Raw genomic sequence first — 24,176 nt, forward strand, 5'->3', positions numbered from 1 at the left:
CGGTCTGAGTGTCGGGTTGACGAGTGAGGAAATGGCCTCGATGGACGCGCCTGACACCTGCGCGAGCTTCGATGACACCGACAAGCTGGTGCTGCGCTACGCCGAGGTGCTGACGCGTGACAACCGCTGCGATGACGCGCTGTACGCGCAACTGGCGGCGCGCTTCGGCAAGGATGAATTGGTCGAGCTGTGCGTGACCATCGGCCTGTCGGCGATGGTCAACCGCGTGCATGCCACCTTCCGCACCGATGTCGACGACAGCACCGAAGCGGCGGTCAAGGGCATGGGCGCCTGCCTGTTGCCGGCGCGTCGCTGAGGGCGCGCCGCGCGGCTCAGATCACGCCTTCGTCGCGCAGCCGCGCCAGGGTCTCGGCATCGAGGCCCAGGCGTTGGCGGTAGACCTCGTCGTTGTGCTGACCGAGATCGGGGCCGAGGCTCTTGAGGCGCCCCGGCGTCGCCGACAGGCGCGGCCCCACGTTCGGCACCACCACCTCGCCGACGCGCTCGTCGCTGACGTGCAAGAGGCTGCCGCGCGCGGCGATGTGCGGATCGGCGAAGATGTCGGCGATGCTGTTGACCGGACCGGCCGGCACCTCGCCGGCCAGGCAGCGCGCCATCACTTCATCGCGATCGAGTCCTGCCATCCAGTCGGCGACGATGCCGTTGACCTCGGCGCGTGCCGCCACGCGCTGCGCGGTGTACATGAAGCGATCAGGGGCGACGAGGTCGGGCCGCTGCATGACGGCGGCGAGGCGCGCGAACATCTTGTCGCTGGAACAGGCCAACGCCACCCACTGGCCGTCGCGGGTCTGGTAATGGCTGTGCGGCACGGCGTTGACGGTGTCGGCGCCCATGCGTTCGCGCACGAAGCCCGAACGCGCGTAGGCCGGCGCCAGTTCATCGAGCATGCGCAACACGCCTTCGTAGAGCGCCACGTCGACGCTCTGGCCGATGCCGTGGCGTTGGCGCGCGATGTAGGCCAGCAGGGCGCCGAACGCGGCATACAGGCCGGAAATGTAATCGGCCAGCGAAGTTGATCCCGGCGTCACCGGCGGGCCGTCGGCTTCGCCGGCGAGATAGGCCAGGCCCGAGTAGGCATGGGCGATGCGCGCATAGCCCGGCCGATCGCGATAGGGCCCGTCCTGGCCATAGGCGGAAATGCGCACCAGGATCAGATCGGGCTTGATGGCGGTGAGCACCTCGGGCCCGAGCCCCCAGCGTTCCAGGGTGCCGGGCCGGAAGTTCTCGACCAGGATGTCGCAGTCGGCGACCAGGCGTTTGAACAATTCGACGCCCCGCGCCTTGCGCAGATCGAGCGTGACCGATTGCTTGTTGCGCCCGTCATTCAGCCAATTGAGGCTGGCGCCGCTCTCGGTCATGGTGCCGAAACGACGAAACGGATCGCCGCCATCGGGCATCTCGACTTTCAGCACGTCGGCGCCGAAATCACCGAGCAGCGCCGCGCAGAACGGCGCCGCCAGCATGGTCGCGATGTCGAGCACGCGCACACCGGCGAGGGGTAGAAGCGAAGGCGCGTTCATGCTGGATGCCAACCCGCGATTGTGACGGGCGCATTGTCGCCGACCGCCGCGACCCAGGCGAGGGACGCAGGCGGCCGGGCGCCGTCACGGCACGGACGGCGCACCGCCTGCCGCACGGCTCAACTGATGTCGCGCGTGACCTCGAGATCGACCAGCAGCTGCGCAGCGCTGCCGGTCACCGTGTAGGACGCGTAGGACGACCCATCGACCAACACGTTGCTGCCCTGCACCCAACCCTGACCGCTGGCATGCACGGTGTCGCCAGCGTTGCCGTCGAGCAACAGCTGCAGGGTCTGGCCAGCCACGAACGCGCCGCCGTGGTCCGGCAGTGCCAGCACGTCGTGGACATTGAGCGTGACGACGTTGTTGCCGCTGCCCGTCATGTCGATGCGTTCGATGCCGCCCACGCGGAAATCGGCAACGGTGGTGAGATCGAGCGTGATGCCGCTGCCGTCGATGCGCAGCGTGTCGACCCCGCTGCCACCGTCGACCTGGTGCAACTCGGCGTCCCACACCAAGGTGTCGTCGCCCGCGCCGCCCTTCAGCACGTCTTCGCCGCCGGCGCCGTCCAAGGTGTCGTCACCCTGGCCGCCGACCATGACTTCGTCGGCACCGGTGCCGGTCAGACTGTCGACCGCGCTGCTGCCCTGCACATCGGTGCTGCCGGTGAAATCACGCCCGAACAGCACGTAACTGGAACCGCCCTGCGCGGCGCCGACCGGGTCGGCCTGCGATGCACCGATGATGAGGTCGTCATAACCGTCACCATCGATGTCGCCCGCCCCGGCGACCGCGATACCGCTGAAGTCATAGGCCGCCACGCCGTTCAAACGCAGGCCGGTGGCACCGGTCAGGGTGTCGAGATTGATGTGCGCATCGAAACCGCTGGCCTTGCCGAACAGGAGATAGGTGCTGCCCGATTCGTTGCCGTTGACGTCGGCGCCACGCGCGCCGACCAGGATGTCATCGTAGCCGTCACCGTTGACGTCGCCGGCGGCGCTCACGGCGATGCTGGAGAAATCCGAAGCGGCGCCGCCCTCGATCGTGAAGCCCTTGCTGACGTCCTGGTCCAGGGTGCTCAGGTCGATGCCCGCGCCGAACGAGGCGCTGGTGCCGAACACCACGTGGGTGGCGCCGGAATCGCTGCCATTCGGATCAGCGCCGACCGCGCCAATCAGCATGTCGTCGAAGCCGTCGCCGTTCACGTCGCCGGCATTGCTCACCGAGCGGCCGGCGCGATCGTCGACGGCGGCGCCATCGATGACGAAACCGCTGAGGCCGGTCAGGCTGCTGGAGTCGATGCTGGCGCTAAAGCCGCTGGCCTTGCCGAATACCACGAAGGTCGAGCCGGAATGGTTGCCATTGGGGTCGGCGAACAAGGCGCCGACCATGAGATCGTCGAAACCATCGCCATTGATGTCGCCGGCGCCGCTGACCGACAGGCCGGCGTCGTCGCCAGCCGCGCCGTTGATCCTGAAGCCGGTGCTGCCATTGAGCCCGGCGAGGTTCAAGTCAGCCGCGAAACCGCCGGCCTTGCCGAATACCACGAAGGCCGAGCCGGAATCCGTGCCGTTGGCGTCGTCGCCATAGGCACCGATGACGAGATCCGCGAAGCCGTCGCCGTTGATGTCACCGGCGGCGCGGACGTCGAAGCCGGCGTAGCTGTCCGCCGGACCGCTCAGGGCAAAGCCGTTGCTGCCATCGAGACTGCTGGCGTCGAGATTGGCGGCAAAACCGCTGGCCTTGCCGAATACCACGTAGCTGCTGTCGCCCGCGCGGCTGCCCACCAGCACGTCATCGAAACCGTCGCGGTTGATATCGCCAATGCCACTGACCGCGCCGCCGGTGGCGTCAGCGGCATTGACGCCGTCGAGGCGGAATCCGTTGTCGCCGTTGAGCGAGCTCAAGGCCAGCGTTGAACTGAAGCCACCGGCGGCACCGAACACCACGTAGGCGGCGCCGGAGCTGAGACCGTGGGGATCGGCACCGAAGGCGCCCACCACCAGGTCGTCGAACCCGTCACCGTTGACGTCACCGGCCGAGCTGACCGCGATGCCACTCTGGTCCACGTTCGCAACGCCATCGATGCGAAAGCCATCGGCGCCGTCGAGCGCCGCCAGGTTCACGCCGCCCGCCGTCCACACCTGCACGTCACTGTCGATGTCGACACTCAGACCGCCCGCTGAGTAGCGCGTGAAGCCGGTCACCACTTCGCCATCGTTGGTCCAGCTGCCGGCGAGGTTGACGAGGTCGGCGCTGTCGCCCAGCACCTGCACGTGATGCGGCGCATCGCTCGCCGCGCGCAGGCCTTGCGCATCGAGCAGCAGGCCGTTGGCAACCGCCGCGCGCAGGTCGAAGACGTCGACGTTGCGCAGTACCGACTGGCCGGTGACGAAGGCGCCGCCATTGCTGCCGAACAGCAAGGTGTCGCTGCCGCCGCCGCCATCGATGCGCTGCACGCCGTCACGCCAGCTGATGATGTCGTTGCCGGCCCCGCCGCGCACCACGTCGGCGCCACCGGCGCCGTCGAGGGTGTCGTTGCCGGTACCGCCGATGATGCGCTCGGCGGCGCTGCTGCCGCTCAAGGTATCGTCACCGTCACCGCCGTTCTGATCGGTGAGGTTGGTGTAGTCGCGACCGAACACCACGTAGCTCGAACCGGACGCGGAACTGTGGAAGTCGGTGCGCGGTGCACTGATCATGAGATCGTCGTAGCCATCGCCGTTGACGTCGCCGGCCGCGCTGACGCGGGTGCCGCTGTAGTCGGCCTCGGCCGCGCCTTCGAATCGCCAGCCGCTGAGGCCGGTGAGCGTGGCCAGCGAGACCGTGCTGGCGAAACCGGCGTTGCTGCCGAACAGGAGATAGGTGGTACCCGAGCTCTCGCCGTGGGGATCGGCGCCGCGCGAGCTGACCAAGAGGTCGTCGAAGCCGTCGCCGTTGACGTCGCCGGCGGCGCTGACCGCGCTGCCACTGGCATCGGCTGCCGCGGCGCCGTCGAGACGAAACCCGTTGGTGCCGTTCAGCGCGCCGAGCGAGAGCGTCGCACCGAAGCCTTCGGTCGTGCCGAACACCACGTAGCTCGAGCCCGATATATTGCCGTTCGGATCGGCGCCGTTGGCGCCGACGATGAGGTCGCCGATGCCGTCGCCATTGACGTCGCCGGCCGCGCTCAAGGCGATGCCCGCGTAATCGCCGGATGCCACGCCGTCGAGACGGAAGCCATTGCTGCCCGTCAGGCTGCCGAGCCCGAGATGGTCGGTGAAGCCGGAGGCTTTGCCGAACACCACGTAGGCCGCGCCCGCGACGTCGCCGAGCGCGTCGGCGAAGCGCGCGCGCACCACCACGTCGTCAAAACCGTCGCCGTTCAGATCGCCGGCGCCGCTCACCACCGCGCCGCTGCCGTGGGAGGCGGCGATGCCATCGATGCGGAAACCGTTGGGGCCCGTCAGATCGGCGAGGCTCACGATATCGGTGAAGCCAGAAGCGGCACCGAACACCACGTAGCTCGAGCCGCTGTCCGCGCCATCGTTGTCGGCACTGTTGGCGCCGATGATCAGATCGCCGAAACCATCGCCATTGACATCGCCGGCAGCGCTGACGCTGATGCCGGCGTTGTCACCGGCCGCGACGCCATCGAGGCGCAGGCCGCTGCTGGCAGCGGCCAGGGTGCTGACATCGACATCCGCCGCGAAGGTGTTCTTGCCGTACACCACGTAGCTGGCGCCCGACGCGGCACCACCGCCGGTAAAGCCCGACGCCCCGATCACGAGATCGGCGAGACCGTCGCCGTTGAAATCGCCGGCGCCGCTGGCCGACACCGCGAACTGGTCGCTGCCCGCAATGCCGGCGATACGAAAACCGTCGGTGCCGTCCAGGGTGTCGAGCGCGATGCTGGCGGCGAAGCCGCTATCGGCGCCGAACACCACGTAGGCCGCGCCTTTCGCGACACCGCCCACGTCCGCCACGGTCGAAGCCACCAGCACGTCGGCGAGCCCGTCACCATTGATGTCGCCGATGCCGCTGATGGCATAGCCCATCTGGTCGCCGGCCACCGCGCCGTCCAGGCGAAAACCCGTGCTGCCATCCAAGGATTCGAGCGCTATCGCACCGCCGATGAAACGGGTCGCCGCCGCTTCGACCTGCAAGGTGGCGCCGGCCAGGGTGTATTGCGTATAGGTCACGCTGTCGATGGTGGTATCAGCGCCCGCCACCCACGCGCCGCTCACGCTCACGGTGTCGGCGGCATCGCCGCGGATGCGCAGCGTACCGCTGTCGGACAGGGTCGCCACGCGGTTGCCGTCGAGGAACAGCGAACTGACGCCGCTGCCGCGGGCATCCAGCACCTCGATATTGCTGGCATTGGCGATGTCGCTGGTATTCAGCAGCAGGCCGCTGCCGTTGAACAGCAAGGTGTCGTTGCCGGTGCCGCCATCCTGGGTCACGTCGCTCGCGTCATGCACGAGCACATCGTCGCCGCCCGCGCCACGCACGCTGTCGGCGCCCGCGCCGCCGTCGAGTTGATTGGCGGCGCTGTTGCCGGTGAGCGTGTTCGCGGATGAGTTGCCGGTGCCGTTGATGGCGCTGCTGCCGCTCAGGGTCAGGTGTTCCTGCTGCGCGCCGAGCGTGTAGGTGACACTGCTGTTGACGGTATCGGTGCCGGCATCGCTGCGCGCGGTGTCGATCTCGGTCGAGACATCGATGAAATAGCTGTCGTCGCCGGTAAGGCCGATCAGTACGTCGGTGCCAAGCCCGCCGATCAGCACGTCGTTGCCGGCGCCGCCGATCACGGTGTCGTTGCCGGCGCCGCCCTCCACGCGATCGTCGCCGCCACCGCCGTCGATGCGATCGTTGCCGAGGCCACCGATGAGCCTGTCCGCACCGGTGCCGGTGCCACCCAGCAGCACGTCGTCGCCAGCGCCGCCATCGAGCCGGTCATCGCCAGCGCCGCCGTCGAGCTTGTCGTTGCCGAGGCCGCCGAGCATGGTCGTGTCATTGCCGAGGCCACCCAGCAGCACGTCGTTGCCGGCGCCACCATCGAACTTGTCATTGCCGACACCGCCGTCGAGCTTGTCGTTGCCGAGGCCGCCGAGCAGGACGTCATTGCCGGCGCCGCCCAACAGCACGTCGTTGCCGGCGCCACCGTCGAGCTTGTCGTTGTCGAGGCCACCGTCGAGCTTGTCGTTGTCGAGGCCGCCGAGCAGGACATCGATGCCGGCGCGCCCAACAGCAGGTCGTTGCCGGCGCCACCATCGAGCTTGTCGTTGCCGACACCGCCGTCGAGCCTGTCGTTGCCGAGGCCACCGCTCAGGCGATCATTGCCGGCCAGGCCCAACAGGGTGTCGGCGCTTGCGCTGCCGACCAGCGTGTCGTTCTTGGTGGTGCCTTTTTTCGTTGCCATGACGCTCGCCCTCAGCCTGCTGTACTTCCCAGGCCCCGGAATCTATCCGTTCGGCGCGCGGGCAACCAGACTTGCTCCACACACTGAGACCTCGGTAACAATTCTCAACACGGTGCGGGGCAGGCCGGCCGCGATCGCAAAAAAACGTGGAGCGCACGGCCGGCGGGAACTCGGCGCGCGGGCGTGCGATGATCGCCGCCCTGACTGTCGCCCGGCGCCTGCGCCCCGCCGCGCGCATGGCTCGTTTCCCGCGCGAGGTCCCGTCCCTGCATGCTGTTTTCCGAGTTGAAACTGCCCGCTGCCCTGGCCCAGGGTGTGCGCGATGTCGGTTACATCGACATGACGCCGGTGCAGGCCGCCTGCCTGCCGACCATCCTCGCCGCCGGCGACGTGATCGCCGAGGCCCATACCGGCAGTGGCAAGACCGCGGCGTTTGCGCTGGGCTTGCTGGCCGCGCTCGAAACGTCCATCAGCACCGTGCAGGGCCTGGTGCTGTGCCCGACCCGCGAGCTCGCCGACCAGGTCAGCCGCGAGATCCGCCGTCTCGCGCGCGCCATCCCCAATGTCAAGGTGCTGACCCTGTGCGGCGGTGTGCCGCTGCGCCCGCAGCTGGCGTCCTTGACGCATCTGCCGCACATCGTGGTGGGCACGCCGGGCCGCATCCAGGAGCTGATCGAAAAGCAGGTGCTGCCGCTCGACGGCGTCAAGGTGCTGGTGCTCGATGAAGCCGATCGCATGCTCGACATGGGCTTTGCCGACGCCATGGAATGGGTCGTGGGCTCGGTGCCGCGCGCGCGCCAGACCTTGTTGTTCTCCGCCACCATCGGCGATGACATTCGCGCCGTGAGCCGGCGCCTGCAGCGCGAGCCACTGGATGTGCGCATCGAAGACGACGCCGCGCGTCCGGAAATCGAACAGCGCTTCTTCAAGGTCGAAGCCGACCACAAGCCGGCCGCACTGCGCGCGCTGTTGCTGGAGCTCAGGCCCGAATCGGCGGTGGTGTTCTGCAATACGCGCCACGAAGTGCGCAGTGTCGAACGCCATCTCGTCGAGCACGGCTTTGCGGCGCTGGCCCTGCACGGTGAGCTCGAGCAACGTGAGCGTGAAGAAATGCTGGTGCGCTTCGCCAATCGCAGCTGCACGGTGCTGGTGGCGTCCGACGTCGCCGCGCGCGGACTCGACATCGCCGAACTCGCGCTGGTGGTCAATTACGAACTGGCTGCCGATGCCGACACGCACCTGCATCGCATCGGTCGTACCGGCCGCGCCGGACGCCGCGGTCTCGCGCTCAACCTGTGTGCGAGCCGCGAGCAGGGACGTCTGCGCGCCATCGCCGAGGCTGGCGACGAGCCCCTGCACTGGGCCGAACTGCCGCGCGCCAGCGGCCAGGCGTCGCCCGCGCCGTTCGTGACGCTGGTGGTCGATGCCGGCCGCCAGGACAAGCTGCGGCCCGGCGATGTGCTCGGCGCCTTGACCGGCGGCGCCGGCCTGTCGGCCGACGAGGTCGGCAAGATAGACGTGTTCGCCACGCGCAGCTACGTGGCGATCGCGCGCGATGCGGTGGAGCGCGCGCGGCGCGGACTGCGCGCCGGCAAGATCAAGGGCCGCAATTTCCGCGTGCGTGAACTCGCCTTGTGAGCGCCGCCTTCGAGCAACTCGGTCTCCACGCCGCCGCACTGCGCGCGCTTGCCGCGCGTGGCTACGCGAGGCCGACCGCGGTGCAGTGCGCGGCCATTCCGGCGGTGCTGGCCGGTCGCGACGTGTGGGCCCAGGCCCAGACCGGCTCGGGCAAGACCGCGGCCTTCGCCCTGCCCATCCTGCAGCGCTGCGCGCAGTTGCCCCCCGGCGCCGCCCTGCAGGCACTGGTGCTGGTGCCCACCCGCGAACTCGCGCAGCAGGTGGCGACGGTGTGCGCGGACTTCGCCCGCCACGCGACGCGTGACTTGAAAGTGGTCGCGGCCTTCGGCGGCGTGTCCATCAATCCGCAGATGATGGCGCTGCGCGGCGGCGCCGACCTGCTGGTGGCAACCCCAGGACGACTGCTCGATCTCGTCGACCACAATGCCGTGCGTCTGCATGACGTGCACACCCTGGTGCTGGACGAAGCCGATCGCCTGTTCGACCTCGGGTTTGCCGAGGAATTGACGCGCGTGCTCGAACACCTGCCGGCGCGGCGCCAGAACCTGTTGTTCTCGGCGACCTTCCCCGAGGCGGTGCACGCGCTGGCCGCGCGGCTGCTGCATGCGCCGCTGCGCATCGACGTGCCGGACAGCGGCGACACCACGCCGCGCATCACGCAGCGCGCCATCGCCGTCGATCGCGCACGGCGCACCGCGCTGCTGCGCCATCTCATCGCCAGCGAAGGCTGGCAGCGCACGCTGGTGTTCACCGCCACCCGTTACAGTACCGAGCACGTGGCCGACAAGCTGCGACGCGCCGGTCTCAACGCCGCCGCCCTGCATGGCGAACTCGGCCAGGGCGCGCGCGCGCAGGCGCTGGAAGATTTCAAGCGCGGACGCGTGAACGTGCTGGTCGCGACCGATCTCGCGGCGCGCGGCATCGACATCGTCGAGCTGCCGGCGGTGGTCAATTACGATCTGCCGCGCTCCACCGACGATTACCTGCATCGCATCGGCCGCACCGGCCGCGCCGGCGCCAGCGGCGTGGCGGTGAGCCTGGTGTCGGCCGACAACGCCGCGCATTTCGCCCTGATAGAAAAGCGCCACGCCTTGCAGCTGCCGCGCGAAATCATCGCCGGCTTCGAACCGACCGACAGCCCGCCGCCGGCAACGCCGGGCAGCGGCGGCATCAAGGGCAAGCGGCGCAGCAAGAAGGACAAGCTGCGCGAAGCGGCGGCGCACGCGGGTCAGGATGAAACGGAATCAGCGCGGCCCTTCGTCTGGCCCAAGCCGCCACGCCCCCTGTAGGTGCGAATTCATTCGCACATTCGGTTGCCAGGCAAGCGCATGGCCGCGCGATTCGATGTGCGAATGAATTCGCACCTACAGGGCCCTGCTGCCAGGACGCCCGGGCTGCGCCGCTTGCGGCGCGCGGGGCCCGCTCTTATCTTTGCTCTTCATCTCCATTCACAACCGCCCAGGCGCCGAGGAAACGACGATGGAAGTAGGTTTGCAATTCATCTTTCAGAACACCCACGCCGGCTTGTCCGATGCCGACATGATGCGCAAGGAAACCGAGGTCGCGCTGCTGGCCGAGGAAGTGGGCATGGATTTCGTGCTGCTGCCCGAGCATCACTTCGACCCGGCTTACTCGATGATGCCTGACAACATGCAATGGCTGGCCTACATCGCCGGCCGCACTCAACGCATGAAGATCGGTACCGGCGCCATCATCCTGCCCTGGCACGAGAACCCGACGCGTGTCGCCGAGAAGATCACGCTGTTGCAGATCCTGCTCGGCGATCGCTTCATCCTCGGTTTCGGTCGCGGCCTCGCCAAGGAGGAGTACCGCGCCTTCGGTATCGACATGGGCACCTCGCGCGAGCGCTTCGACCAGGCCGCCGAAATCATTCTCGACATCCTCGATACCGGCGTCGCCGAATACGACACGCCGTTCTTCAAGCAGTCACGCACTCACGTCACGCCCAAGCCCGAACATGGCTATCGCGATCGTGAATTCCTGTCGGTGGCGATGACGCCGGAATCGGGCGTGGCGGCGGCCAACCTCGGCGCCACCATGATGTCCTTCGTGCAGCTGCCGTGGGCGCAGCATCACGCCGCGGTGGAAGCCTGGCGCGCGCGCTTTCGCGACGTGCATCCGAACAAGCCGCTGGGCGCGCCGGCGTTCTCCGACTTCACCTATTGCCACGAAGATCCCAAGGTCGCCGAACAGGTCGCGCGCCAGTACCTGTCGAAGTACTACGCGAGCGTCATTCGCCATTACGACTTCGATGGCTCGCACTGGGGCGAGACCAAGGGCTATGGCGCCTACCAGGCCGGCGCCGCCGCCATCAAGGAAGTGGGCCTGGACGCAGCCTGCGAAGCGTTCGTGCAGAGCCAGGCCTGGGGCACGCCCGAGCAGATCGTCGAGAAGTGGGCCAAGCGTGTCGAAATGACCGGCGAGCTCAGGCCCGCCATGGCGGTGTCCTATGCCGGCATGCCGTTCGACATGGTCAAGGACAGCCTGCGCCTGATCGGCGCCAAGGTCGCGCCGCAGTTGCGCAAATTGGGCGGGCAACGCAAGGCGGCGTAGAGCGAGAGAGCCGGGCACCAGCCGCATGCGGGTCAGACTCAGTCGTGCTTTGAATTGACTGGTGCTCCGGCCACGAAGGTCAGACTGGAGTCTGACCCACACGCTATGCTCAGGCCACCTTGCGGCGCTTGAGCCCCACCATCCCGCACAGCGCCGAACCGAACATCCATACCGCCGCCGGCACCGGCACCGGCGCAGCGGTCAGTTCCATCAGGCGGTCATTGCCGCTGGACGGGTGCTGGATGTTGACCCAGGCGCGGTTGGGGTTCTGCGGGTCGAAATAAAGGCCCGTGAACTCCGAACCCTGCACGCCGTTCGACGCCCAACGCGCCAGGCCTTCACCGGCGTCGGCGAGATCGCCATCGTGGTTGATGTCCTTGGCGAACCAGATATCGTCGTCGACGCCGCCGTTGCGGTCTTCGATGATGTAGATGTTGCCTTCGGCGTCGACGGCGAGGTTGTCGGGACTGCGCAAGCCCGCGCCCACCGCCTGGCCGGTGCCGAGATCGATGGTGTTCACATCGGCGAACAGGCTCATGCTGTTGGTGGTGATGTTGTACGCGTAGATCTCGTTGGTGGTGGTGGTGGTCATGTACAGCAGTTCATCACCGTTGGCGGCATGGGCAATCTGCAGGTCTTCCGGCCGCTGGTAGCTCGTGCCCTTGAAGGCCGCGACGTTGGCCGACGCGCGACCGTCGACGGATTCCACACCGTTGATGTCGACCAAGGTGGCCGCGCCCGCCAGCGCCGCACCGGTGTTGTCGGTGAAGGCGACGAACTGGCCGGCGCCCGTCGCATTGGCAAGCGAGCCGTCACCCACGCGCAGGACCGAGTTCACACCACCGGCGAAATAGTCGTCGCCAACGCCGGCCGCCGATTCGAAGCGATACAGCGCACCACCGTTGGTTTCGTCGATGTAGTACATGCGGCCCAGCGAGTCGAACTGCAGGCCCTCGTGGGAGACGCGTGCCACCGCGTTGCGGTGCACGATGTCGACCGTGCCGGTCGGCTTCAAGGGATTGGTCACTTCGAACAGGCGGCCGTAGCCACTGGTGTTGCCGGTCACGCCGGTGTCGGCATTGCCGGACCACGACTCTTCGGCCGTGACATAGGTGCCCCACGGCGTCCAGTAGGACGCGTCGAACGCGACATGGCCACCCACCGCCGGGCTGCGCCAGATGGTGCTGGTGGTGTTGGTCTGAAGGTCGACGCGCATGATGCCGGCCTGCCCGCTCTCGAACGGTGCGAACAGGTAGCGGCCGGCGTCGGGACCACTCTCGTTGGTGGTAATCATGTCCCAGGCGCCGCTGTCGAACTGACCGAGACCCAGGCGCACGTTGCGCTCGGCGACGGTCTTCTGCGCGAACTGGGCGCTGGACAAGGTGATGGGCGTCGACTCTCCGGCGACCGGCAGCGGCCCGGCCGAGGCGGTCAGCGGCGTGAAATTATCGAACTCCGTGTTGACCGCGAAGGCCTGCGACGAGGCCAGAGCGGCCGCGATGGCGAGCGCCATGGACGTGGGTTTGAACATCGAAACTATCCTCCACTGGATTTGCAAAACGTGTGTGCAACTCAGCGGCGGAGCGTGGCGCCGCACAGCGCGCCGTGCTCTCGGGCACGAGTCGTCGGTGTACGGCAGCCGCGTGAGGCCGCTGGCGTGGAGCGAGTGTGGTGGGCGCGTGTTGCGAGGGCTTGACGCGCCGGTGACGTTAGCGCGGCGTCAAGATGACATTTTCATGTCGGCGCGCAGTGCGCGGCGCAGGCTCGCCAGCAGTTCCGGCATGGGCACCGGCTTCATGAACAGCTGCGTGACGCCGAGCGCGGTGGCCTCGGCGGCGCTGACGCGATCGGCGAGACCGGTGCAAACGAAGACCGGCAGGCTCGCATGTCGCTCGCGCAGCTCGCGCGCGAGTTCGAGGCCGGTCATGCCGGGCATGGTCTGATCGGTGATCAAGGCATCGAAGCGCGCATCCGCGCCCCGCGCCCAGGCGCGCGCCGCCAGCGGATCGGTGAAGGCCTCCACTTCGAAGCCTTCGACTTGCAGCCATTCGCGCAGGAACTGCACGATCGACGGTTCGTCATCCACCACCAGCACGCGCGTCTGGCGCGTCGCGTCGATCGCCGTGCCGCTGCTCACCGGCCGCGCGACCGCGGTATCGGCGCCCAGCGTACCGGCGCGCAACAGCACGCGCATGACGGTGCCGCCGCCGCGTTGCGCCTCGACCAGCACGTGGCCACCGGCGCGGTGCACGATGCCGTGCAACACCGACAGGCCCATGCCGGTGCCCTTGCCCACCGCCTTGGTGGAATAGAACGGGTCGAAGATGCGCGGCAGGCTGTCGGCGGCGATGCCGCTGCCGGTATCGCTGACGGCCAGTTCGACATATTCACCGTCGAGCATGTGGTGACAGGCGGCGCAGGTGCCGGTCATGGCGCGTGGCGCGACCAGCGAGATGCCGATCTGGCCGTGCTCGCCCTGCTCGCCGATGGCGTCGCGCGCGTTCAACACCAGGTTGAACAGCATTTGGTTGAGATCCGTGCCGTCGATGCGCACCGGCGGCAGGTCCGGATCGAAACAGGTGACGACGCGCACCGTGGCCGGGATCACCGATTGCAGCATGCGCGCCGCGTCGACCACGCGCGGCACCGCGTCGAGCGCTTCGACCTCGCCCGCCGGTGTGCTGCGACTGAAGTCGAGCAGCTTGCGCACCAGGTCGCGCGAATGCTCGGCGGCCTGCACGATGGTTTCGAGATATCCGCCGAGCTTGGCATCCTGGCTCGGGCGTGTCAGCGCCAGGCTCGCAAAGCCGAGGATGGTGGCGAGACTGTTGTTGAAGTCGTGGGCGACACCGCCGGTGAGTCGGCCGATGGCTTCGAGCTTCTGCGTCTGCTGCAGTTGCGCCTCCAGCATGCGCTCGCGCTGTTCGGCGGCGCGCTGCTCGGACACGTCTTCCATGGTGCCGGCGAACCCCAGCACGCGCTCACCCTCGCGGATCGGCGCGGCGCGTACGCGGATGCGCATCACGCGTTCCAGCGGCAGGCAGGCACGCCACTCGAGATCGTAAACGCCGTCGGGTTGCGCGAGAAACGCCCGCCAGCGCGCAACCACGAAATCGTGATCATCGGGATGCACGAGGTGCTCCCATTCGAAATTGTCGCGCGCGGTGCTGACATTGGCGATGTCGCGCAGCGCCAGGATCACGGGGTTGCAATACACCACGGCGCCGTCGGCGGCCACCAGGAAAATGCCGATGGGCGAATTCTCGACCACGGTGCGCAGCCGTGCTTCGCTTTCGCGCAGCGCGAATTCGGCATTCTTGAGCTGACTGATGTCCTGGTGGGTGCCGACCGCGCGCAGCGCGCGGCCGGTGGCGTCGCGCTCGGTGACGCGGCCGTGAACCAGCAGCCACACCCAGTGACCGTCCTTGGCGCGGCAGCGGATCTCGAGCCTCAAGCGCTCCACTTCGCCCTTGAGATGCGCCTTGAACTGCTTCCAGCCCGCGGCGTGATCGTCGGGGTGCTGCATGCGCATCCAGCCCGCCGCATCGCCCGGCATTTCGTCGAGGCGATAGCCGAGGATGCTCGCGCAGCGTTCGCTCCACACCAGCTTGTCGGTGGTGGCGTCCCAGTCCCACATGCCGATCTCGGTGGCATCGAGGGTGAGGGACAGCCACTGCTGGTTGGCGCGCTCCCGCTCTTGCGCCAGGTGCCGTTCGTGGATATCGGTCTGCACGCCGACGATGCGTACCGCACGCCCGTCGGCGCCGCGCTTCATGATGCGCGCGCGCGAGTTGATCCAGCGCCAGCTGCCGTCCTTGTGCGGGGTACGAAATTCGATTTCATAGGTGTCGATTTCACCCGCCAGCAGGCGGTCGACCAATGGGCGCACGCGCTCGACGTCTTCCGGCAGACCGTCGTAAAAATAGGGCGCGGCTTCATCCGGCGTATAACCGCGCATCTCGGCCCAGCGGTCGTTGACGACGAAACTGTCGGCGACCACGTCCCATTCCCACATGCCGAGCGCACCGGCCGCCAGCGCGAAGCGCATGCGCTCCTCGTTCTCGCGCGTCTGCTCCGCCGCGGCTTCGCGGCGCAGTTCGGCGCTGGCGCGCGCGGCCGCCACCCTGAGCAGCGCCTCGTCACTGGCATCGGCGAGCCGCGGGTGATCGTCGACCGCGTACAACATGCCGACCGTGCGGCCTTCGTCGTCGCGCAGGGCGATGCCGTAGTAGGTCTGGATGTTCATGCGCGCGAACAACCCGGCCAGCGCAAAGCGCGCGCCGAGATCGCCTTCGAGCAGGGCGATGGAGCCCTGTTGCGCCAGCGCGGCCTCGCACGGTGTGCCGGCCACCGCCACCTTGAACGCCGGCCCTACCGCGCCGTCCACCCACACGCCCAGCGATTCGAACTGCAAGGCGTCGTCGCTGAGGCGTGTGATGCCGGCGCCGCGAAAGCCGAGGCCCTCGGCGACCACGCGCGCGATACCGGCGAAGACGCCGATGTCGAACTCCGAATTGACCAGGGTTTCGTGGGCGATGCGTTGGCGTTGGGGACTGCTGCCTTCCATGCTCTTCTTCGATAGACGCGGGACGGAAAAATGCGCTCCACCGCGCGGTGGCGCCATGGCGGGTCACGTAGCGGGGAACTTGCGCCACCATAAACGCCGCGCCAGCACGAGTAAATGCCGCGCCTGCTCCACGCTTGTTTACATTTGCCGACGCGGCCCACGGCCGCGCTCATCGGCAGGCGCGGCGCTCAGGGCGTCAGCGCCGTCACGCAGGCCGCCGCGGCCTCACCGTCCTGCGCCGAGGTACCGCCCGATACGCCTATCGCGCCGACGATCTGCCCGTTGCTGAGCAGGGGCAGGCCGCCGTCGATGGGCATGGCCTCGTCGAGGCGCATGATGCGCAGGCCGGCGCCACCCTGCGCCACGATGTCTTCGAACACCTTGGTCGGACGCCGGAACGCGACCGCGGTATGGGCCTTCTTGAACGCCGGCCCCAGCGAGCCGAACTGGGCATTGTCCATGCGTTCGGTCAGCACCACGTGGCCGCCGCTGTCGACCACCGTCATGACCATCAGCCATTGATGCTTGACCGCGTAGGCCTGCGCGGCGGCCACGCAGCGGCGTGCCTCGGCGAGCGTGATAGCCGCGCCGTAGGCGGGCGGCGGCGGCGCGTCGGCGGCGGCGGCCGACAGCGATACGCACAGCGCGCCGATGGTGAGTAGCGATTTGCTCATGGTGGGGTCCTCTGCATTTACCCGGCGCCTGAATGTCAGACTGAAGTCTGACCCACAAGGCGGGCAACGATTTCATTGTGGGTCGGACTTCAGTCTGACAAGGGAGGCCGCGCCAAAGCGCCAAGGCCGGTTGGAAACACGCAAATGAATTCGCACCTACACGGCATGCTTCGCGCGCAACAGCTCGCGCCATTCGACCAGGATGTCGGCGACGTGCCCGGTCATCTCCATGTCGGCTTCGAGGCCGAACTCGTTTTCCTCCAGCGCATCGAGATGCTCGGCAATGGCATCGGCCGATTTGCCGTCGCGCAACAGCGTGAGGACGGCGGGCAGGAAAGCGTCGTAATCATTGCGCGCCACCGGGCTGTTGGACACCCCGGCCGGGTCCCACACGTAATGCAGCACTTCATCGGTGCGGCGCGCGAGTTCGTCATCGAAAGCGGAAGTTGAGGAAGTCATGGTCACCTTGCCAGGCAGAAGGAAGAACAATCAGCTCAGCCATTCGAAGGCGAGCAGCGAGCCGGCGTAACCGACGCCGAAATACGCGACCAGCGCCAGCACGAAGCCGGCCAGCGCGCGCCACTTGGCGGCGGCGCGGCGCGTCAGCGTGAGGTAGACCGGCACGAACACGATGGCCAGCGCCAGCACACCGACGTTCAGCCACTTGGCTTTGCGGTATTGACGCTGCCGCGCATCGATATGCACCCAGGCGAAGATCAGCGCCGACACCACCACGATCGAAGTCCACAGGAACACTTCGTTCCACTGGCGCGGTGCGTCCTCGAGCAACACGTCGATGCCGCCGAAGATGAAGGTCATCGCCATGATGACGGCGATGATCACCTGCTTGCCACGCGCGGCGCTCATCGGAATGGCAGGTCCACGCGCGGCGATTCGATGCCTTCGAGCTTCTGCCGCTGCCATTCACGGCACCACGGCGAGCAGAACAGCAGTTCGCCGGCCTGTGGGTGGCTGACGGCGATCCCTTCGTCGTAGATCAGCACACCGCAGCAGTCGCATTTCACGTAGCGGTCGATGTAGTAGCCGTTGGGACTGAATCTCATGACGCGTCTCCCGGCCAGCCGTAGTCGCGACGCGCGGCATCGCGCGACACGTAGCCATCGGCGATGTCGGCCGCGAGCGCGACGGCGTCGCGCGCCGCCGGCGGACCATAGCCACCGCCGCCCGGCGTCAGGATGCGCACGCGGCTACCGGGCGTGAACGTGACGTTGGCCCACTTGCTGGTGGAACGCTTGGCAAAGGCCTCGACCATGGTCTGCCACGGCTGGCCGTCGTCGGCCTGGTACCAGGTCATGCCGGCGGCGCCGGCCAGGCCACCGTCCAGGCCATAGGCCTGGTGCTGATGGCGATCGGTCAACTGCGAGGCGGTGATCTCGGTGTCCAGACAGCGGTAGGTCTTGCACGTGCCGAGGCCGCCGCGTTGGCGACCGGCACCGCCGGAATCGGTGCGCAGGCTGTATTCCTCGGTCAGCCACGGGTAGCGGGTTTCGAACACCTCGACCGGCATCACGCGGCAGTTGCCGTTGATCGAATCGGTGGCGTCATTGCCGTCGACATGGGCGCGCGCGCCCCAGCCGACGGCTTCCAGGTCATAGCACGCGAAGTATTCATCGTGCTTGGGATCATGACCGCCGAACACGAAATTCAAATGCGTGCCGCCCTCGCCGGCCATGGCGCGTGCCGGCGCGGCCTGCGCCAACGCGCCGATCACGGCGCCGGCGATGCGTGGATGGGTCTCGGTGTTGCCGCCCACTTCCGGCGCCGGGTAATCGACGTTCACCACCGTGCCGCGCGGCGCGATGATCTTGATGGGGCGGAAACAGCCGGAGTTCTTGGGAATGCTGGGGTCGGTGAGATGCAGCACCGCGTTGTAGGCCGCCGACCAGGCCACGCCCAGCGTGGCGTTGATCGGCCCACGCACCTGCTTGCTGGAGCCGCTGTAGTCGACCACCAGTTGCTCGCCCATCACGTGGCAATGGGCTTCGATGCGGATCTCGGCATCGGACACGCCGTCATTGTCCATGTAGTCGACGAAGCTGTAGCGGCCGTCGGGGATGGCGGCGATTTCGGCGCGCATGCGCTTCTCGGCATAGTCCATCAGGTCTTCGCAGGTCTGCGCGAACACGTCACGGCCATACTTGCGCACGATGCCGGCCAGGCGCTCGGCGCCGAGTTCCACGCCCGAGATCATGGCGCGCATGTCGCCGTAGTTGTAACGCGGCGTGCGCACGTTGGCGAGCCACAGCTTCCACACCTCGACCACGTCCTCGCCGCGCTTTTTGATCTTGACCGGCGGCACGCGTATGCCCTCGTGGAAGATCTCGGTCGCTTCGGCCGGAAAGCCACCCGGCACCATGCCGCCCACTTCGGCGACATGGCCGATGGCGACCGTGAAGGCCACCAGCTCGCCGTCGACGAACACCGGGCAGAACAGCGTGTGCTCGGGCGTGTGCAGACCGCCGCGGTAGGGGTCGTTGTGCACCAGGATGTCGCCGGGCTCGATGTCCGACAGCGGGATCTCCTTCAGACAGGAGCGGATGAGCAGCGGCATGCCGCCGATCTGCGCCGGACAGAACTCCGCCGCCGCCAGCATCTCGCCCCGCGGCGAGGCGATGCCGCAGGTGAAGTCCAGCGCCTCGTTGAAGATCGTCGAGTAGCTGGTCTTCATGAGCGTGATGCCCATCTCGCGACACAGCGACAGCATGGTGCTGTCGAGTATGTTCATGGTGACGAAGTCCATGCTGCGCGATCCACTTGCTGCTGCGTTGCTCGATTCCATGGCCAGGTCCTCCAGGGTTCAAAGTCGCGCAATGCGCAAATGCCCGCGCGGCGACACGCGGAGCACGTGTCCGGGCGCCAGCACCGTGACCGATGCCGCTTCCTCGACCAGCGCGGGACCTGGCAGTCGGTCGCCGATGCGCAGGTCCTCGCGCGCGTAAACCGGCGTCTCGACGATGCCATCCATGAAGGTCACCGCGCGTCGCGTGCGCGGCACCAGCGGTTCGCCACGCGGCGGCAGGGGCATGAAGTCCGGCTTGGCGGTCGCGCAATGCACGGTGCAGCGCAGGGTAATGGCTTCTATGGCTTCCTTGGGGATCTGGAAACCGAAGCGCTGCTCGTGCAGGGCGTGGAAGTCGGCCCACAGGCGCGCGACGTTGGCGGCGCTGAAGTCATCGAAATCGAACGCCACTTCCAGTTCGTAGTTCTGGCCGAGGTAGCGCAGGTCGATGGTGCGTTCGATGCGCATCTCGCCCTGGTAGCCCTGGCGCGCGAGATCGGCGCGCGCGGTGCGGATGAGATCGCCGAGATGCGCGGCCGCGCGCTCGGCGTCGAAACGCGTGGACGTCATCTGGATGGTGCGCTCGAGATCGACCCGCGCATCGGTCAGCACGAAACCGAGCGCCGAGAACTGGCCGGGATGCAAGGGCACCACCGCCTCGGCCACGCCCGCTTCGTCGAGCAGTTCCGAGACATGCAAGGGTCCGGCGCCGCCGAACGCGAACAGCGCGAATTCGCGCGGGTCGAGGCCGCGCTCCACCAGCACCGTGCGCAGCGCACCGACCATGTTGTTGTTGACGATGCGCAGGATGGCGAGCGCCACCTCCTGCACGGACATCGCCAAGGGCGTGGCCAGCGCCTGCAAGGCCTGGGTGGCGCGCTCGCCGGCCAGCGCCATGCCGCCGCCGAGAAAGTTGGCGGCGTTGATGCGCCCGAGCACGAGGTTGGCATCGGTCACCGTCGCGCGTTCGCCACCGAAGCCGTAGCAGGCCGGCCCCGGCCGCGCGCCGGCGCTTTCCGGCCCGACGCGCAGCATGCCGCCCGTGTCTATCCACGCCACCGAGCCGCCGCCGGCGCCAATGGTGCGGATGTCGATCATGGGGATCTGGATGGGCAGGCCGAATTCAATTTCGAAATCGGTGGTGAAACTGATCTGGCCATTGACCACCGTCGAGCAATCGGTGGAGGTGCCGCCCATGTCCAGCGTCACCGCGCGCGCGATACCGAGGTCCTCCGCCACCGCGCGCGCCGCCACCACGCCGCCTGTCGGTCCCGACAGCGTCAACTGCACCGGCTGCTCGCGCGCGGCGTCGAGGCTCATCTCGCCGCCGTTGGATTTGATCAAAGCCAGCGGCGCCCGCACGCCGCGCGCGTCGAGCCGCGTGCGCAGGGTGCGCAGGTAGCGCTCGAGCGCCGGCTTGATGTAGGCATCGGCGAGCGTGGTGGAAGCACGCTCGTACTCCTTCCACTTCGGCAGCACGTCGTAGGAAATCGAAATCGGCACGCCCGGCAGGCGTGCGGCGAGCCCGGCGCGCACCGCCTGCTCGTGGGCGGGATTGATGTAGGAGAACAGCAGGTTCACCGCCACCGCCTCGATGCCGCCGGCGGCCTCGATGGCGCTGGCGACGGCCGCCACACTGTCATCATCGAGCGCGCGCAGCACCTCACCGTTGGCGGTGAGGCGCTCGTCGACTTCGAAACAGTCGCGGCGCAGGACCAGCGCCCGCGAACGCACCCAGCCGCTGTCGTAATGGTGCTTGCGATGGCCGCGCTGCAGGAAAGGAATGTCGCGAAAACCGCGCGTGGCGACATAGGCGACGCGCGCACCCTTGCGTTCGAGGATGGCGTTGGTGGCGACCGTGGTGCCGAGGCGCAGGTTGGCGACCGCCGCACCGTCGCTGAAACGCGCGAGACCGGTCAGGATGCCGGTGGTCGGATCGTCCGGCGTGGTGAGGTTCTTCCACACCGCCAGTTCGCGGGTCTGCCGGTCATAGGCGACAAAATCCGTGAACGTGCCGCCGACATCCACACCCACCAAGTAACGACTCATACCCAGCGCTCGCCGATTGCCGATGGATGCAGATTAAGGGGCCGGCACGGACCTCAGCAAGCCGGCGTCGCGTACCCTGGCGCTGCCGCGGCGGTCCGCCCAGCCTTCGCGAAGCAGCCGTTGCTCAGGGTCGTGCGCTCGTATGCGGGTGGCTGGCGGTCGTGGATGTCGCGCCGAGGGCGCGCTCGACGGCGGCGGCCACCACGCGGTTGCCTTCCTCGTTGTAATGCAGGATTTTGAACAGTGCCGCCGGTTCCCGTTCGCCGAGTGCCGCCAGCAGCGCCGGCCCCAGGTTGAGTGTGGGATGCCCATCGGCGCCCAGGCGATCCATGAGAGGTTGATAGATCCAGCGTCCCGTCGCGGCGAATTGTTCGAGATCCTGCCGCGACGGGAACATCACCACCAGCGCCGTCTTGCCGCGCGCCGCCGCGTCGCTCGCGAACTTGCCACACAGCCGCGCGGTGATATCGAGCGCCATGGACGGATGCCGTGGCTCGTAGAACGCTTCATAGGGCGAGCGGCCACGCAATAATGCGGCGAGCTTGTACGACGTCAATGAACGCGCCACCGCAAGCGTGAAGGGAAATTCCGCGCGCACCACGCCCGCCGGGCCGCCCGGCACGAAGTAGTCATGGGGCAGGTACTTTTCGGGAAAGCGCATGACGTCGGCGAGCTGCGTACCCGCGAAATCCGGAAGTGCCAGCAACTGCATGTCGCCATGCTCATCGATGACATAGCGGGGCTTGAGACCAATCTCGTCCGTGGGCGCGAGCAGGTTGCGCAGCTGGTTGACGTTGCGCACGATGTCATGGGTGAACACGCCGAGCACCATGTGACGCGATTCGTCGCTCGTTGTTGCCGACATGCGCAGGTATGCCTGGTCGGTGCCGTAGCCGTTGACGCCGAAATTCGCGACCCGGCAGCCGAGCGAAAGCGCCAGTTGATTGGTCCACGCCGCGGCGTCGTCGACTTCATCGGCAAACACGAAGGAATCGCCGTAGGCCGCCACGCAGGCGTTAGCGGGCTCGGGAAACGCGGGCAGCACGCGCGCGCCCGAGCGGTCGAAGGGTTTTCCGCCATGACTTTGCGGCGAGGGCCAACCCAGCACGGGGTCGCGCGCACGCAGGTAGCGCTCGACATCACGCAATTGCGGCGGGCTGTAGACAGCGGCCTTGCTCGCCAATACATGAACCATGCCGTAGCTTGCCGCTTCGATGACGGCCAGCGTCAGCGCGATGGTCAGCGACCACAGCAGCACGGGTGAGACGCGGGCGTCAGTCGCAGTCACGACGCATGCGGCACGTATGAAGTTGCTGCTGAGCTCGGCGCGGGTGCCGTGCACGGCCAAGCGTCCGTGCGCGCGTGGTACGGGCCGACCAGGGCCGGGTTGAATCCATGTGAAATGATCGAGTTCACTTATCAACCTCGCGCGGCCACGCCAGGCAGCGCTGGTAGCGGTGCTCGGCGGCTTGCGCATCCTTCAGTTTTCTGCGCTGCAGGGCGATCCGAACAGCCGCCGCAGGTCTGCGGCGGCTTCATTTCCACTCAACCCAACTGCGCGGCGTAACACTCTTCGTTGAAGCCGACCAGCACCGTCTTGCCGCACACCAGGGTCGGTGCACGCAGGTTGCCGGTGGGGCCGAGCATGGCCTGGATCATCTCGGCGCTGGCCTTGCCGGCCGGTTTGAAGGTCTCGACCTTCTTGCCCTTGGCCACCATCACGGTGACGGCGCCATTGGCCAGCGCGCGCGCGTCGTCGGCGCCGAGCTTGCGCGAAGCCGGCACGCTTTCCTTGGGAATCAAACCGCGGGCGCCCAGAAACTTGGCCGCTCTGTCGCAGCTCGTTCAGCCCTTGCGGAAGTAATACCAATCGACTTTCTTGCTCATCGCTCAGCCCTTGTGTGGGAATGGATGGGAGCGGCGATGGTGAAACAGTCACTGCCGTCACGCAAGCGCGGCAGGGGGCGGGACGGCGTGCGCACCTCCCCGATTGGCGGATCTGTCGTCCGCTTTGCGTTCCGTGGAATACTGCGTGCTCGCCATGCGGGGAGCATGTCCATGGGGATCACCATCACGGCCTTGGCCGACCGGCACGCCTGCACGCTGGGCGCGTCCGTCACCGGGGTCGACCTGCGCACGCTGACCAATGCCGAGTGGCCGGTCATCGCCCAGGCTTTCGCCGAGCACGCCCTGCTGGTCTTTCCGGCCCAGCATCTCGACGACGACGCGCAGCTCGCCTTCGCGCGGCGCTTCGGCGAAATCGAAGTGCTGGTCGAGGGCAAGACCACCATCGCGATCTCCAACCGCGGCGAACAGGGTCAGCCGCTGCGCGATGATTCGGTGTTCATGCAGCTGTTGCGCGGCAACGAGGGCTGGCATACCGACAGCTCCTACATGCCGCTGGCGGCCAAGGCCTCGGTGCTGTCGGCACGCGTGGTGCCGGAGGCGGGCGGCGAAACCGAATGGGCCGACATGCGCGCCGCCTACGATGCGCTGGATGTCGACATGCAGGCGCGACTCGAGCGCCTGTCGGCCTTCCACTCGCTGTTCTATTCACAGTCGCGCATCGGCGCGGTGGCCAAGGTCGGCGACTACTACGGTTTCAATGCCGGTGACGCGCCGCGCCGGCCGCTGGTGAAAGTCCATCCCGAGACCGGCCGGCGCGCGCTGTTCATCGGCCGTCATGCGTGCAACATCCCCGGCATGGAAACCGCCGAATCAGAGGCGTTTCTCGACGCCCTGATGGATTTCGCCTGTCGCGCGCCGCGCGTCTATCGCCATCGCTGGCAGGCCGGCGACATCGTGGTGTGGGACAACCGCTGCCTGCTGCATCGCGCGCGTCCCTACGACTACCGCGAGCCGCGCGTGATGATGCATACCCGCATCCGCGGCAATCCCGACACCGAGTCGGCGCTGGCCTGACCCGCCCCCCGTA

The 24,176-nt window shown here is 67.5% G+C and carries 17 protein-coding genes and 8 pseudogenes; 5 read left to right on the plus strand and 20 right to left on the minus strand.

The features are described 5' to 3' along the window. Nucleotides 1–40 precede the first annotated feature (40 nt). Nucleotides 41–316 carry a hypothetical protein gene (locus tag IPM80_10265; protein MBK8958803.1) on the plus strand — a complete coding sequence of 92 codons (276 nt, stop codon included), beginning with the start codon at nucleotides 41–43 and terminating at the stop codon, nucleotides 314–316. A 16-nt stretch (nucleotides 317–332) separates the two neighbouring features. On the opposite strand, the gene IPM80_10270 is transcribed toward IPM80_10265, so the two are convergent. From IPM80_10270 to IPM80_10315, 10 genes and pseudogenes are all read right to left on the minus strand, one after another. Continuing rightward, nucleotides 333–1,541, minus strand: coding sequence for a CoA transferase (locus IPM80_10270; GenBank protein ID MBK8958804.1), 1,209 nt, complete (start codon nucleotides 1,539–1,541; stop codon nucleotides 333–335). A 119-nt stretch (nucleotides 1,542–1,660) separates the two neighbouring features. Next, nucleotides 1,661–2,140, minus strand: coding sequence for a hypothetical protein (locus tag IPM80_10275; GenBank protein ID MBK8958805.1), 480 nt, complete (start codon nucleotides 2,138–2,140; stop codon nucleotides 1,661–1,663). A gap of 84 nt (nucleotides 2,141–2,224) precedes the next feature. Then, nucleotides 2,225–2,551: pseudogene (locus tag IPM80_10280) on the minus strand (FG-GAP repeat protein). A gap of 324 nt (nucleotides 2,552–2,875) precedes the next feature. Then, nucleotides 2,876–3,169, minus strand: a pseudogene (locus IPM80_10285) (FG-GAP repeat protein). Nucleotides 3,170–3,487: 318 nt separating this feature from the next. Then, nucleotides 3,488–4,126 (minus strand): annotated as a pseudogene (locus IPM80_10290) (FG-GAP repeat protein). 60 nt (nucleotides 4,127–4,186) lie between these two features. Continuing rightward, nucleotides 4,187–4,720, minus strand: a pseudogene (locus tag IPM80_10295) (FG-GAP repeat protein). A 102-nt stretch (nucleotides 4,721–4,822) separates the two neighbouring features. Continuing rightward, nucleotides 4,823–5,146: pseudogene (locus IPM80_10300) on the minus strand (FG-GAP repeat protein). A 102-nt stretch (nucleotides 5,147–5,248) separates the two neighbouring features. Next, nucleotides 5,249–5,578, minus strand: a pseudogene (locus IPM80_10305) (FG-GAP repeat protein). A 423-nt stretch (nucleotides 5,579–6,001) separates the two neighbouring features. Continuing rightward, nucleotides 6,002–6,355, minus strand: a pseudogene (locus IPM80_10310) (hypothetical protein). 360 nt (nucleotides 6,356–6,715) lie between these two features. Then, nucleotides 6,716–6,939 (minus strand): annotated as a pseudogene (locus IPM80_10315) (calcium-binding protein). A gap of 270 nt (nucleotides 6,940–7,209) precedes the next feature. Between IPM80_10315 and dbpA the strand changes: the two are divergent. From dbpA to IPM80_10330, 3 genes are all read left to right on the plus strand, one after another. Continuing rightward, complete coding sequence (gene dbpA, locus IPM80_10320) at nucleotides 7,210–8,577, plus strand: ATP-dependent RNA helicase DbpA (GenBank protein ID MBK8958806.1); 1,368 nt, start codon at nucleotides 7,210–7,212, stop codon at nucleotides 8,575–8,577. After that, nucleotides 8,574–9,866, plus strand: coding sequence for a DEAD/DEAH box helicase (locus tag IPM80_10325; GenBank protein ID MBK8958807.1), 1,293 nt, complete (start codon nucleotides 8,574–8,576; stop codon nucleotides 9,864–9,866). Before dbpA ends, IPM80_10325 begins: the two co-directional genes overlap by 4 nt. A 190-nt stretch (nucleotides 9,867–10,056) precedes the next feature. Next, a complete protein-coding gene (locus tag IPM80_10330; protein MBK8958808.1) occupies nucleotides 10,057–11,151 on the plus strand; it encodes an LLM class flavin-dependent oxidoreductase in 1,095 nt (364 codons plus the stop codon). A 109-nt stretch (nucleotides 11,152–11,260) separates the two neighbouring features. On the opposite strand, the gene IPM80_10335 is transcribed toward IPM80_10330, so the two are convergent. The 10 genes from IPM80_10335 to IPM80_10380 all read right to left on the minus strand — a co-directional run bounded on the left by IPM80_10335 (nucleotide 11,261) and on the right by IPM80_10380 (nucleotide 23,026). Continuing rightward, nucleotides 11,261–12,682: a DUF839 domain-containing protein gene (locus IPM80_10335; GenBank protein MBK8958809.1), complete on the minus strand. Its 1,422-nt coding sequence runs from the start codon at nucleotides 12,680–12,682 to the stop codon at nucleotides 11,261–11,263. 189 nt (nucleotides 12,683–12,871) lie between these two features. After that, nucleotides 12,872–15,718, minus strand: coding sequence for a PAS domain-containing protein (locus IPM80_10340; protein ID MBK8958810.1), 2,847 nt, complete (start codon nucleotides 15,716–15,718; stop codon nucleotides 12,872–12,874). Between the two features lie 188 nt (nucleotides 15,719–15,906). Continuing rightward, complete coding sequence (locus IPM80_10345) at nucleotides 15,907–16,392, minus strand: heme-binding protein (GenBank protein ID MBK8958811.1); 486 nt, start codon at nucleotides 16,390–16,392, stop codon at nucleotides 15,907–15,909. Between the two features lie 156 nt (nucleotides 16,393–16,548). Continuing rightward, nucleotides 16,549–16,851 carry a hypothetical protein gene (locus tag IPM80_10350; protein ID MBK8958812.1) on the minus strand — a complete coding sequence of 101 codons (303 nt, stop codon included), beginning with the start codon at nucleotides 16,849–16,851 and terminating at the stop codon, nucleotides 16,549–16,551. Nucleotides 16,852–16,881: 30 nt separating this feature from the next. After that, entirely contained in the window at nucleotides 16,882–17,259 is a 378-nt protein-coding gene (locus tag IPM80_10355) for a hypothetical protein (protein ID MBK8958813.1), read from the minus strand. Then, the gene (locus IPM80_10360; GenBank protein ID MBK8958814.1) at nucleotides 17,256–17,456 is read right to left on the minus strand and encodes a hypothetical protein; all 201 of its coding nucleotides are present in this window, start codon (nucleotides 17,454–17,456) and stop codon (nucleotides 17,256–17,258) included. The genes IPM80_10355 and IPM80_10360 overlap by 4 nt, the downstream gene beginning before the upstream one ends. Beyond that, nucleotides 17,453–19,153 (minus strand): hydantoinase B/oxoprolinase family protein, encoded by a 1,701-nt coding sequence (locus tag IPM80_10365; protein ID MBK8958815.1) that lies wholly within the window; start codon nucleotides 19,151–19,153, stop codon nucleotides 17,453–17,455. The genes IPM80_10360 and IPM80_10365 overlap by 4 nt, the downstream gene beginning before the upstream one ends. A 57-nt stretch (nucleotides 19,154–19,210) precedes the next feature. After that, a complete protein-coding gene (locus IPM80_10370) occupies nucleotides 19,211–21,241 on the minus strand; it encodes a hydantoinase/oxoprolinase family protein (protein ID MBK8958816.1) in 2,031 nt (676 codons plus the stop codon). A gap of 124 nt (nucleotides 21,242–21,365) precedes the next feature. Continuing rightward, nucleotides 21,366–22,529: a hypothetical protein gene (locus IPM80_10375; GenBank protein ID MBK8958817.1), complete on the minus strand. Its 1,164-nt coding sequence runs from the start codon at nucleotides 22,527–22,529 to the stop codon at nucleotides 21,366–21,368. Between the two features lie 257 nt (nucleotides 22,530–22,786). Further along, the gene (locus IPM80_10380) at nucleotides 22,787–23,026 is read right to left on the minus strand and encodes a hypothetical protein (protein ID MBK8958818.1); all 240 of its coding nucleotides are present in this window, start codon (nucleotides 23,024–23,026) and stop codon (nucleotides 22,787–22,789) included. Nucleotides 23,027–23,299: 273 nt separating this feature from the next. Here IPM80_10380 and IPM80_10385 point away from each other — a divergent pair, with 273 nt between their 5' ends. Continuing rightward, nucleotides 23,300–24,163 carry a TauD/TfdA family dioxygenase gene (locus tag IPM80_10385; GenBank protein MBK8958819.1) on the plus strand — a complete coding sequence of 288 codons (864 nt, stop codon included), beginning with the start codon at nucleotides 23,300–23,302 and terminating at the stop codon, nucleotides 24,161–24,163. Nucleotides 24,164–24,176: the final 13 nt, after the last annotated feature.

The sequence above is a fragment of the Pseudomonadota bacterium genome (assembly GCA_016719885.1).
In the GTDB taxonomy this organism is placed as follows: domain Bacteria; phylum Pseudomonadota; class Gammaproteobacteria.